The following is a 12,155-nucleotide window of genomic DNA, read 5'->3' as shown; positions in this document are numbered from 1 at the left end:
GCTCTTGATGTTATTGCGAATCTTTTGCAAATAGCAATTGTGCAACTTGACCATCTTCCACTGAATCAAATCGCCGTCATTCGGTCCATTGATTGGGAATCCTTGCCCGATCACGAAGGGCACCGTTTGCGCTCGTTGGGTTTTGAACCCGGCGTGACAATTGAGGCATTGCATAAGGGTATATTGATGTGGCGTGATCCATTGTCTGTCCGTGTTGGTCGCATGACGGTGGCCTTACGCACGAAGGTCGCTGCTGCGATTGATTGTGAGCTATCGACATGACGCAAATGCCGCCATTGGTCGCATTGGTCGGCAATCCCAATGCCGGCAAAAGTGCATTGTTTAATGCGCTGACGGGCGCGCGGCAGAAAATTGCAAATTATCCCGGTGTGACGGTTGAACGTAAATCGGGCCGCGCATCCTTTGCCGATGGGCGTGCGGTCGAAATGATCGACCTGCCCGGCGCCTATAGTCTGGATCCCGACAGCCTTGACGAAGCCGTCACGCGTGATGTTGTCCTGGGTAATCTTTCGGGGCACCGCCGCCCTGACGCATTGGTGATTGTGCTGGATGCGGGCAATCTCGACAATCATTTGCGCTTTGCGCTTGAGCTGATTGCGCTGGGCCTGCCGACGGTGGTCGCATTGAATATGATCGACCTTGCGGAGCGCGATGGTCTTCGGCTCGATGCGCAAGCATTGGCCCACGAGCTTGGCGTGCCGGTGATTGAAACTGTTGCCGTGCGCCGTCGCGGGCTTGAACCCTTGATGACGGCACTAGATGGTGCGCTTAAAAATCCCGTTGCGCCAATTGAACCCGTGGCGACATCCTTTGGCGCACAGAATCAGCGCGCCCGCGATATCGCCGACGCAGCGATCATCAGCGAAACAGCTGGCCGCCAATGGACGCGGAGGCTGGACGCGATCCTGCTGCATCCGGTGGGCGGCGTCGTCATATTGCTGGCGCTTTTGTTTCTGATGTTTCAGGCGGTGTACGGCTGGTCTGAAGCGCCGATTGGTTGGATTGAAAGCGGTTTTGCCTTGCTCAGCGATGGCATCAAAAATGTCATGCCTGACGGATTGCTGCGCTCGTTTCTGACAGATGGTGTCATCGCCGGCGTTGGCTCCGTCATCGTATTCTTACCGCAAATTCTGATCCTGTTTCTCTTCATCTTGTTGCTTGAGGCATCGGGCTATATGACCCGCGCTGCGTTTGTGATGGACCGGATGATGGCCGCCGTCGGCCTGTCGGGGCACAGTTTCATTCCCTTATTATCGTCCTTCGCTTGTGCGATTCCGGGCATCATGGCCACGCGGACAATCATGGATCAAAAGGAGCGTTTGGCAACGATCCTCATTGCGCCCTTGATGACCTGCTCGGCGCGCTTGCCGGTCTATACCGTAATTATCGGGGCATTTATTCCGGCGTCCAATGTTGGCCCCGGAATTGGGCTTCAAGGGCTTGTCCTGTTCGGCTTATATATCGCAGGCATATTGGGCGCGATGCTGGCCGCCGCGGTTATTCAGCGCTTTGTGACGCAAAGCCGGACGAGTAGTTTCCTTATCGAAATGCCCCGTTACCAATGGCCACGCCTTGGTGATATTGCGATCAACTTATGGCAGCGCGCCTGGGTGTTTTTGCGCCGCGCAGGCACGATCATCTTTGCCGCCACAATCATTCTGTGGGCGCTGTTAAGCTTTCCCAAGGCCCCTATCGGCAGCAACGTCTCGCAAGTCGAATATTCGGTTGCAGGTCGCATTGCCGACGGGCTTGAACCCATTGTGCGCCCGATTGGCTTCAATCATGACATTGCGCTGGCGCTCATTCCGGCAATGGCAGCGCGCGAAGTGGCGGTATCGGCACTCGCTACAGTCTATGCCATTGATGCGGCGGATGAAGACGCCGCCGCAACCAGCCTTGGGCCAAAGCTTGCGGCCGACTGGTCGTTGGCGACGGCTTTGGCTTTCCTTGCTTGGTTCGTTTTTGCGCCGCAATGCATATCAACCATTGCGGTGACACGTCGGGAAACCAATGGTTGGAAATGGCCCATCTTCATGGTCAGCTATCTTTTTGTGCTGGCATATGCGGCTGCTGGGATTACATATTGGACAGCGCGTTCCTTCGGCTTATAGCGGTCCGATAGAAAACTTTATTCAAAGGACGGGAACATGGCGGGAAGCGTCAATAAAGTCATCATCGTTGGCAATTTGGGCGCGGATCCTGAAGTCAAATCATTCCAGAACGGCGGACGTATCTGCAACTTACGCATCGCAACGTCGGAAGATTGGAAAGACCGCACCACGGGCGAGAAAAAAGAACGCACCGAATGGCACAGCGTTGTGCTCAATTCGGACGGCCTTGTCGGCGTGGCCGAGCGCTTCCTGAAAAAAGGCAGCAAGGTGTATATTGAAGGTCAGTTGCGTACGCGTAAGTGGCAGGATGCATCTGGCAATGACCGCTACACGACCGAAGTTTCGGTTGGCGGCTTTGATGGCAAGTTGGTGATGCTCGATGGCGCCAAGGGCGTTTCAGGCGGCGGCGACGGCTGGAGCAGTGGTGGCGCACCCGGTGGCGGATCGTCCGGCGGCAACAATTGGGGTGCAAGCCCTGGCAGCAGCGGCGGCAGCGCGGGCGGCTTTGGCGGCGGCGACTTTGACAATGACCTTGACGACGACGTACCGTTTTGATTGCAGATGAGGGGCAATGATCAGGGGTCATGATGAAAAAAGCAATCTTGGTCCTTGTTCTGCTTGGCGCGCTTGTTGCGTATTTCGTTTTCGATCTTGGCCAGATTCTGAGCCTTGAAAATTTTAAGGCCAGCCAGGCCGATATCGTCGCGGCGAAGGACGCCAATCCCGTCCTTTATACCACGGGATTCTTCATCCTTTATGTCGCAGTGACAGGGCTTTCGATTCCCGGTGCAGCGATCATGACATTGATTGCGGGCGCATTGTTCGGTGTGCTGGTCGGCACTTTACTCGTTTCCTTTGCCTCTACGATTGGCGCGACTTTGGCATTTTTGAGCGCCCGTTTTGTGCTGCGCGATTGGGTGCAAGGCAAATTTGGCGAACGTTTGCGCGCTATTGATGAAGGTCTCGAAAAGGATGGTGCTTTCTATCTTTTCACGCTGCGCCTGATTCCGGTGTTTCCATTTTTCGTGATCAATTTGCTGATGGGCCTCACGCGGATAAAAACGCGGACATTTTTCTGGGTCAGCCAATTGGGCATGTTGCCTGCGACCATTGTGTTCGTAAATGCGGGCACGCAGATCAGCTATATTGAAAGCACCTCTGGCCTGTTGTCGCCGACCCTAATCGCGTCTTTTGTGGCGCTGGCGCTCTTCCCTTGGGCGGCCAAGGGCATTGTTGCTTTGGTGCAGCGTAGCCGTGGCTGAAAACTGGAAAAAGCCCAAAAGGTTTGACCGCAATCTTATCGTGATTGGCGCGGGCTCTGCGGGCCTGGTCTCCGCCTATATCGCGGCCATGGTGAAGGCCAAGGTGACGTTGATTGAAGCGCATGAGATGGGCGGAGACTGCCTGAACACTGGATGCGTGCCGTCGAAAGCGTTGATCAAAAGCGCGAAGGTTGCGCATCAAATTGCCGACGCTGCGCGCTTTGGCATCGATATTGGCGTACCTATTATTGACTTCCCCGCCGTGATGCGCCGCGTACGGGACGTTATCACCGCGATTGAACCACATGACAGTGTTGAACGTTTTACGGACCTTGGGGTCGATTGTGTAAAGGGCTATGCGCGCTTCATCGACCCATGGACGGTCGAGATTGACGGTGCACGGCGATTGACTGCAAAGTCGTTCATTATTGCCACAGGCGCAGCGCCCTTTATTCCGGCTTTACCTGGTGTCGAGGATAGCGGCTATTTGACCAGCGAAACTTTGTGGGACGCTATGGCTGCGCGGCCTGCGGCTCCGGCGAGGCTCGTCATCTTGGGTGGCGGGCCAATTGGCTGTGAACTGGCGCAAGCGTTTCAGCGGCTCGGTTCGCAGGTTACGATTGTCGAAATGGCCGAACGCTTGCTGTTGAAGGAAGATGCCGATGCCGCGGCATTGGTGACTGCGCGCCTCAAATCCGAAGGCATATCCGTCCGCAGCAACCACCGCGCGTTACGGTTTGCGGCGGGCAAGAATGTGGTCGTTGCGGGACCGGACGGCGAAACCACAATTGCCTATGATGACATTATCATCGCCGTTGGACGTGCGCCCCGCGTCGTAGGTTTTGGTTTGGAAGAGCTGGGTCTGATTGTCGATGGGCGGCTGGAAAATGACGCATTTCTGCGCACCAACTTGCCACATATTTTATGCGCGGGCGATGTCGCGGGGCGGCAACAGCTTACCCATGGTGGTAGTCATGAGGCTTGGTATGCCAGCGTGAATGCGTTGGCGCGGCCTTTCAAAAAATACCGCACCGACTACCGCGTCCTGCCGCGCGTGACCTATACTGAGCCGGAGTTGGCGACGGTGGGTTTGACGCAAGCCGAAGCCGAAGCGCAAGGCCTAGCCTTTGATATCACGCGATATGATCTGGATGACCTTGACCGCGCCATTGCCGAAAGCGAGGCGCATGGCTTTGTTAAAATCCTGACCGCCAAGGGCCGCGACCGGATATTGGGCGCGACAATCATTGGCCAGAATGCCGGCGAAATTCTCGCCGAGGTCACCTTTGCGATGAAGCACAATATGGGCCTGCGCAAAATCCTGCAGACCATTCACCCTTATCCCACTTGGGCGGAAGCCAACAAATATGCTGCCGGACAATTTGGCCTTGCGCGCAAGCCCGAAGGTTTGTTGAAGTGGGCGGAACGCTGGTTCCGATGGCAACGCGGCTAGTCGAAGCTTTTTGCCGCGCGGATGAAGCGCTGCACGACCGTTAGCAGGCATAATGCAGCAAAGATAATCGCCAGCGTCGGGAAAAAGCTTGGGAGCAGGCAAAATAGCACAAAAAAGCTTATCGTTTCGGCGCCCTCCATCAATCCTGTTGAATAGATTAATGCCTTTGGCCCATGCGCCCCGTCATCGCGCGGGCGTCGCGCGGCAATAGCAGCAAAGGCGAGAAAGCTGACAGCGGTCAGGGTGAAGCTCGCGACCAATAGCAAAGCAGGTATGTGGTTGACGGGGTCGATGAACCCGAACGCGACAGGTATCGCGATATAGAAAATATAATCGCAGATGGTGTCGAGATAGCCGCCCAATTCGGTCGGCCCATTGATGCGCGCCACCGCGCCATCCAGCCCGTCAACAATCCGGTTCAGCAGGATAAAGCCCAAAGCCGCTGTGAAATTTGACTGGGCGACGAAAAAAGCTGCGCTTAATGCAAGCCCTGCACCGCCGATCGTCAACATATTTGCCGACATGCGTGTGTTGGCGATCCAGCCCGCTACGCGGATAAGTGCAGGGTCGACGAACCGGCGTAGGGCCACATCAAACATGGCGTACACCTGTCATTTTTTGGCCAATAAGTCCTTAAGGCCAGCCAAAGCGCCGGTTGGAACCACATCTTCCTCGCTCTTTACGCCAGCGGCTTTCAGCATTTTTTCCGCCTCCGGACTGCGCGGATAAGGGTTGAGCGCAAGGCCAAGCGATTGTGCGACTGCCTCGCCCAGATCAATCGTCTGGCCATCGTGGAACATCGTGTCGCAATCGTCGGCTTCTAATTCCAGCTCAACTTCGCCGCTCATCACAGGTTCGGGGATGAAACGAATATGCACCATTTCATCCATTTTGGCCGGAACGGGATCATGCGATGCAATGCAATATTGCGCGAGGTCAGCGGTGAAACGACCTGTTGCAACGACGCCTTCGGCATCATGTGCCAGCGAAATCTCTGCCTTTAGCGAATCCAATGCCGCCAAATCAAAACGCGCCATCAGGCCAGCGCGCGCTGCCTCGTCCGCCGATAATTGGATATTGCGGCTATGGCTCCCCACTTCAGACAGCTTGATGACATGGCTGAATTCATTGGCAGTTACCATTTGGCATCGCCCTCCAACAACATGTCAGGCAATTGCGCGCCAAGCGCACGTTCGACGTCAAGCAAGCCCTGACGTGTGTGCGCAAGCGCCTCAGGCGAGGGTGCAGCGCTGCGATAGATGTTGCGGACCAAGGCATCGTCAAGGGTGCTATGATCGTCCATGGCAGTCCTGAGCGCACCTAGCCTACCGCCGACGGCGCTCATAATCTGACCAATATGTTTTCCGACAATCATGTCCCCAATGCCAACCTCACGGAGCTGACCGTCCATGTCATCGACAAAAACCTCTGTCAGCCGTGCCATATCAAGGGCGTGGGCTTGACTGTCTTCCAGCCGCAAAAGCACGAGCGACAATATGGTCGCGACCATGTCGAACCTGCCATCAAGGCTGTCTGGCACTTGGCCCTCAACATACCAATGCGGTTCCCGTGCCTTGGCAACAATTTGGTTGTATAAAGGGACAAGCTTCGTTTTGGGGTCAGGTTGCCCGTTGCCGAACAGTCGTTTCAATAATGTCATAACGGCTTTTTATCCTTACTCATCGGGCATTCATCTGGGATTGCATATTGATATTGCGCCTTAAGGATGCAATGGCAAAGGCCCAAGTTTAGTGGATTAGCGGAGAAGTCTATGCGCATGTCGCAAATTGCCGGTCTTGCAACATTGATTGCCGCATTGACTGTGTCCACGGGATGCACGCGACTGCGCTCGCATCAGGGCTATATTGGTGATCAGACTTTGCTGAACTCGGTGCAGCCTGGTGTCGACAATAAGGAATCGGTGCAGGCATCGCTTGGCCGCCCCACCTTTGTTGGCCAGTTTGACCAGAATGATTGGTATTATTACTCTCGTGACGCGAAGCAATTAGCGTTTTCGCAGCCAGAGGCCGACAAACAATTTGTCCTAAAGGTCCGTTTTGACGCGGCAGGTAATGTCGCATCTATCTCCCAAACGGGCACGGAGTTGATTTCCAAGATCAGCCCTGAAGGCGACAAAACGCCGACATTGGGCCGTGACAGCAGCTTGTTCGAAGAAATTTTTGGCAATATTGGCGCGGTCGGTGCCGGTGGCAGCCAAGGCGCGACACCGAACAGCCCGAACTAAGTCTTTAGCAACTTTCCCATTGCGTACAGATTCACCGGCACGCTGACGCCAAGGGTGTGCAGAGCAAAAACATGTCCAGAAGGGCGCTGACTACTCTGCAATCCCTGCAGCAGCTAGCACCGCGAGCGTTACAAGGTCACTGGTGCTGGACGCCATGGTTGCGACTTGTACTTGTCGCTCTATGCCCAGCAACATGGGGCCAATGACTTGATCCCCGCCCAATTCACGTAGCAACTTGGCTGAGAGATTTGCCGACTGAAGCCCGGGCATAATCAGAACATTTGCGGGGCCAGATAGACGACAGAATGGGTAGTTTTTCATCAAATCTGGGTTCAGCGCAACGTCGGGCGGCATGTCGCCTTCATATTCGAAATCGGTTCGACGGGCGTCCAATATGGCAACCGCATCACGGATGTTGTTGAGCCAGGTTCCCGCCGGATTGCCAAAAGTGGAAAAGGACAGAAACGCAACCCGCGGCACATGCCCCATGCGGCGGGCAACACCGGCAGTTTTCTCGGCGATATGCGCAAGTTCTTCTGCGCTTGGGCGCTCGTTAACGGTGGTATCGGCAATAAATACTGTGTGCGTTTTGCCCACCATGACGTGAACACCAAAGGGCACGGCATCCTTTTTCGGGTCAAGTACGCGGCGCAGTTCGCGCAACGTTTGGCCAAAGGTGCGCGTAACACCAGTGATCATCGCGTCGGCCTGATCCATTTGTAGCAGTAACGCGCCAAAGATATTGCGGTCACGGTTAACCATCCGCTGAATATCGCGGCGCAGATAACCGCGGCGTTGCAGGCGGTTATACAGTCGATCGACCATTTTTTCGACGAGCGGGCTAGTGACGCTGTTGTGGATTTCATAATCATCGGGGTTAGCCCCGAGCTCCATCAGCTTCTCCGTCACGCGGGCGTCGCGGCCAATCAGAACCGGTATGCCATAACCATCTTGTTTAAACTGGACGGCGGCGCGGACCACCACATCTTCCTCGGCTTCCGCAAAAATGACGCGCTTGGGTTTGGCGCGGGCCGCTTCATACACCTGTGTGAGCGCCGATGTCGTTGGGTTCTGCCGCGCACGCAGGCTGGCGCGATAGGCGTTCATATCCGCAATCGGCTTTTGCGCGACGCCCGAATCCATCGCGGCTTTGGCTACGGCGGAGGCAACAATTTCCATCAGACGCGGGTCGAACGGCGACGGGATGATATAATCCCGGCCGAATTTATGCATCAGGCCACCATAAGCTGCAGCCACTTCTTCAGGCACAGTTTCACGTGCCAGTTGCGCCAGTGCATGCGAAGCCGCAATTTTCATCGGCTCATTGATAGTGGTTGCCCGCACATCCAAAGCGCCGCGGAACAGGAAAGGGAAGCACAGTACATTGTTGACCTGATTAGGGAAATCTGAACGACCCGTCGCGATAATCGCATCCGGCCGCGCGGCCCGCGCCACAGGCGGCGAAATTTCGGGGTCGGGATTTGCCATAGCAAAAATGATCGGCTGATCGGTCATGGATTTTACCATATCAGCGCTCAAGGCATTGGCCGCCGACAGCCCCAGAAACACATCTGCGCCGACAATGGCTTCTGCGAGAGTGCGGGCGGTGGTTTTTGCGGCATGGGCAGACTTCCATTGGTCCATGCCTTCCGTCCGGCCCTGATAAATGACGCCCGTCCGATCGCACATGATGACATTATTGTGCGGCACGCCCATGCCCTTGATGAGCTCAGTGCAGGCAATCGCTGCCGCACCAGCCCCATTGCAGACAATCTTAATATCTTTCAGGGACTTTCCAGTCAGCTCGCACGCATTGATCAATCCTGCGGCAGCAATAATCGCCGTGCCATGTTGATCATCATGAAAGACGGGGATGTTCATCCGTTCTTTCAATGTTTGTTCAATGATGAAGCAATCGGGCGCAGCGATATCTTCCAAATTGATGCCGCCAAAGGTTGGCTCCAACAATTCAACCGCATCAATGAAGCGCTGCGCATCTTGGGTGTTCACTTCAATGTCGATGGAGTCGACGTCGGCGAAGCGTTTGAATAAAACGGCCTTGCCTTCCATCACAGGCTTTGATGCCAAGGCCCCTAAATTGCCCATGCCCAGAATAGCAGTGCCGTTGGAGATGACCGCGACGAGATTGCCCTTGGCGGTGTAATCATAAGCTGTGGCGGGATCATCATAAATGGCCTGCACCGGCACAGCGACGCCAGGCGAATAGGCTAGGCTCAGGTCACGCTGAGTCGCCATGGGCTTGGTCGCTACGATTTCGATTTTCCCCGGGCGCCCTTGCGCATGGAAATCGAGCGCTTCCTGCGGGGTGATTTGGACGTCACTATCGTTCATTCTTGGCCCTGACCATTTTTATTCAATATTTCAGCCCTAACGCGCCGCTGCGGCAAGGGCAAGCATTGCCCCGCCCGACAGGCTTCGCTAACACCTTGTTTATGGCGGGGGACAACACACCGACACCCATGATGGTGCAATATCTTGGTTTGAAAGCCAAAGCAGGGGATTGCCTGCTGTTCTACCGCATGGGAGATTTTTTCGAATTATTCTTTGATGATGCGCGCGCCGCGGCAGCGACGTTGGACATCGCGTTAACATCCCGCGGGGAACATGAGGGCAAGCCAATCCCCATGTGCGGCGTGCCTGTCCATGCGGCCGAAGGGTATTTGGCGCGGTTGATTAAGGCGGGACATCGCGTCGCGATTGCCGAGCAGACGGAAAGCCCTGATCAAGCCAAGGCGCGCGGTGGAAAGACGCTGGTGACGCGCGATATTGTGCGTTTTGTGACCGCAGGGACGCTGACCGAGGATAGCTTACTTGATAGCTGGGCATCTAATATGCTCGTGGCAGTGGCGCAAATCGGGGATTTTTTTGGGATAGCCGCCGCTGATATTTCAACGGGCTATTTTGAGTTGGTCACGGTAACGGGTGGCGCGCTTGAGGCGGAGTTGGCGCGGCTTTCTGCCAGCGAGTTGGTTGTGCCCGACGGGTTTGTAGAACTGCCGGGCGCCATCATGCGGCCACGGGCAGATTTTGACAGCGTTGTTGGCGGCGATATGTTGCGGCAACATTTCGCCCTCAATACGCTTGATAGCATTGGCCCTGTCACGCGTGCGGAGCAGGCGGCGGCGGGTGGCCTGATTTCCTATCTCGCCCATGCCGGACAGGGCAAAATGCCCTTCTTAAAACTCCCCGTCCGCCGTGAGGTGCATGAACATCTTTTGATTGATCAGGCGACGCGCGACAGTCTGGAAATTAACAGCGCCAGCAAGGGCGGACGCACAGGGTCGTTATTGGCCGAGGTTGACCGCACGATTACGGGCGCAGGTGCGCGGCAACTGGCGACCGATCTTGCAGCACCGTTGATGGACAAAGCGAAAATTGATGCGCGCTTGGCCTTGGTGCAATGGTTCCATGACGCGCCATTAACCCGCGATGCTGTCCGCGCGGCCTTACGCCAACTCCCCGATATTGCGCGCGCCCTTGGACGGGTTGTGGCGGGACGGGGCAGCCCAAGGGACTTGGGCCAGATACGTGACGGGTTGGATGCAGCGCGGGCATTGCGTGAGCGTTTGGGGGCTATGGCGGACCGGCCAGAGCTGCTGGATCAACTTTTGCCCGCATTGGATGGCCATGGCCATATGGTGGATCTGCTCGCCCGCGCTTTGGTGGCATCGCCACCCACCGACACCACACAGGGCGGCTATATCGCCGAAGGCTATGATGCTGCTTTGGATGTGCTGCGGGTGGCGGGTCGCGATGGACGTCAAGCGATCGCGCAGTTGGAGGCGCGTTATCGCGAGGCGACAGGCATATCCGCGCTCAAAATCCGACACAATGCCGTTCTTGGCTATTTTGTTGAGGTGCCTGCCAAGTATGGCGATGCGTTGATGGCTCCAGGCACAGGCTTCACGCATCGGCAAACAATGGCCGGCGCGGTGCGGTTCAATTCGCCGGAATTGCATGAAGAAGCATTACGAATCACGCAAGCTAGCGGTCATGCGTTGGCGGCTGAGGCGGCGCATCTGGAAGAGCTGATAACGCTGATATTGTCCCGCCGCGATGCCATCGCCATAAGCGCTGATGCCTTGGCGCGCATAGATGTGTCCGCTGCGCTCGCCGAACGTGCTGCGGAGAGCAACTGGTGCCGTCCAAATTTTGTGGCGCATCCGTGCCTTGAGATACAAGGGGGGCGGCACCCCGTTGTCGAAAGCGCGCTGGCAAAATCGGGCGATCGTTTCATTGCCAATGACTGCGCGCTGTCGCCCGAAAAGCGGCTGTGGTTGGTCAGCGGCCCGAATATGGGCGGTAAGTCGACCTTTTTGCGGCAGAATGCGTTGATCGTTTTGTTGGCACAGGCGGGGAGCTATGTTCCTGCAACCTCTGCGCGGTTGGGCCTTGTCGACCGCTTGTTCAGCCGCGTTGGTGCATCCGACAATTTAGCGCGCGGACGGTCCACCTTCATGGTTGAAATGGTGGAAACCGCCGCCATTCTGGCCCAAGCGACCGAACGCAGCTTCGTCATATTGGATGAGGTTGGGCGCGGTACATCAACTTATGATGGCCTTGCTATTGCTTGGGCCGTGGTGGAGGGCATTCACGAAACCAACCGCTGCAGATGCCTGTTCGCAACGCATTATCATGAATTGACACGGTTGGCGGACAGCCTTGACGCGCTGTCGCTGCACCATGTGCGCGCAAAGGAATATAAAGGCGATTTGGTGCTTTTGCACGAGCTTGCAGATGGCCCTGCCGACCGAAGCTATGGCATTGCGGTGGCAAAGCTTGCCGGCCTTCCGCCGCAGGTGGTGGCGCGTGCAAGCGCGGTGCTTGCGAAGCTCGAAAAAGGCCGCGCAGAAACCGGCGGCCTTGCGGCGGGGCTTGGCGATTTGCCCTTGTTCAGCGCCGCTATCGACGCCGCCGAGGCCAAGGTTGATGCCTTGCGCGAGAAACTGACCGATCTCGACATTGACGCGCTCAGTCCACGCGCGGCGCTGGACTTATTGTATGAACTCAAGCGCGCCGCTGGCGAAAACTGATGCGCTGCT

The 12,155-nt window shown here is 56.3% G+C and carries 11 protein-coding genes; 7 read left to right on the top strand and 4 right to left on the bottom strand.

Translation table 11 applies throughout. The annotated features are described in order from the left end of the window. Positions 1–24: 24 nt before the first annotated feature. From D7D48_RS09940 to D7D48_RS09925, 5 genes are read left to right on the top strand one after another with little or no spacing between them, the layout of a single operon-like run. A complete protein-coding gene (locus D7D48_RS09940; protein ID WP_342769824.1) occupies positions 25–282 on the top strand; it encodes a FeoA family protein in 258 nt (85 codons plus the stop codon). After that, the gene (feoB, locus tag D7D48_RS09935; RefSeq protein ID WP_125231247.1) at positions 279–2,132 is read left to right on the top strand and encodes a ferrous iron transporter B; all 1,854 of its coding nucleotides are present in this window, start codon (positions 279–281) and stop codon (positions 2,130–2,132) included. The genes D7D48_RS09940 and feoB overlap by 4 nt, the downstream gene beginning before the upstream one ends. A 36-nt stretch (positions 2,133–2,168) precedes the next feature. Continuing rightward, positions 2,169–2,687: a single-stranded DNA-binding protein gene (gene ssb / locus D7D48_RS09930; RefSeq protein ID WP_125231246.1), complete on the top strand. Its 519-nt coding sequence runs from the start codon at positions 2,169–2,171 to the stop codon at positions 2,685–2,687. A gap of 29 nt (positions 2,688–2,716) precedes the next feature. After that, entirely contained in the window at positions 2,717–3,394 is a 678-nt protein-coding gene (locus D7D48_RS10595) for a TVP38/TMEM64 family protein (RefSeq protein ID WP_245964438.1), read from the top strand. After that, positions 3,387–4,847, top strand: coding sequence for a dihydrolipoyl dehydrogenase family protein (locus D7D48_RS09925; protein WP_245964437.1), 1,461 nt, complete (start codon positions 3,387–3,389; stop codon positions 4,845–4,847). Before D7D48_RS10595 ends, D7D48_RS09925 begins: the two co-directional genes overlap by 8 nt. On the opposite strand, the gene D7D48_RS09920 is transcribed toward D7D48_RS09925, so the two are convergent. Genes D7D48_RS09920 through D7D48_RS09910 form a run of 3 tightly spaced genes read right to left on the bottom strand, consistent with a single transcriptional unit; the run spans position 4,844 to position 6,507 of the window. Beyond that, on the bottom strand, positions 4,844–5,446 hold the full coding sequence (locus D7D48_RS09920) for a CDP-alcohol phosphatidyltransferase family protein (protein ID WP_125231245.1): 603 nt from the start codon (positions 5,444–5,446) through the stop codon (positions 4,844–4,846). The genes D7D48_RS09925 and D7D48_RS09920 overlap by 4 nt on opposite strands. A gap of 12 nt (positions 5,447–5,458) precedes the next feature. Then, entirely contained in the window at positions 5,459–5,989 is a 531-nt protein-coding gene (locus D7D48_RS09915; RefSeq protein WP_125231244.1) for a YceD family protein, read from the bottom strand. After that, positions 5,983–6,507 carry a ubiquinol-cytochrome C chaperone family protein gene (locus D7D48_RS09910; RefSeq protein WP_125231243.1) on the bottom strand — a complete coding sequence of 175 codons (525 nt, stop codon included), beginning with the start codon at positions 6,505–6,507 and terminating at the stop codon, positions 5,983–5,985. The genes D7D48_RS09915 and D7D48_RS09910 overlap by 7 nt, the downstream gene beginning before the upstream one ends. Before the next feature lie 111 nt (positions 6,508–6,618). Between D7D48_RS09910 and D7D48_RS09905 the strand changes: the two genes are divergently transcribed. Continuing rightward, positions 6,619–7,092, top strand: coding sequence for an outer membrane protein assembly factor BamE (locus D7D48_RS09905; RefSeq protein ID WP_245964436.1), 474 nt, complete (start codon positions 6,619–6,621; stop codon positions 7,090–7,092). Between the two features lie 90 nt (positions 7,093–7,182). Here D7D48_RS09905 and D7D48_RS09900 read toward each other — a convergent pair whose 3' ends face one another. Further along, positions 7,183–9,444 carry an NADP-dependent malic enzyme gene (locus tag D7D48_RS09900; RefSeq protein ID WP_125231241.1) on the bottom strand — a complete coding sequence of 754 codons (2,262 nt, stop codon included), beginning with the start codon at positions 9,442–9,444 and terminating at the stop codon, positions 7,183–7,185. A 101-nt stretch (positions 9,445–9,545) separates the two neighbouring features. Between D7D48_RS09900 and mutS the strand changes: the two genes are divergently transcribed. After that, positions 9,546–12,146 (top strand): DNA mismatch repair protein MutS, encoded by a 2,601-nt coding sequence (gene mutS / locus D7D48_RS09895; RefSeq protein WP_245964435.1) that lies wholly within the window; start codon positions 9,546–9,548, stop codon positions 12,144–12,146. The last annotated feature ends 9 nt before the right edge of the window (positions 12,147–12,155 follow it).

It is taken from the genome of Sphingorhabdus wooponensis, from assembly GCF_003933235.1.
Classification (GTDB): domain Bacteria; phylum Pseudomonadota; class Alphaproteobacteria; order Sphingomonadales; family Sphingomonadaceae; genus Sphingorhabdus_B; species Sphingorhabdus_B wooponensis.
The sequence above is the reverse complement of the archived record's forward strand: the minus strand, read 5'-3'. Positions and strand labels throughout refer to the sequence as shown.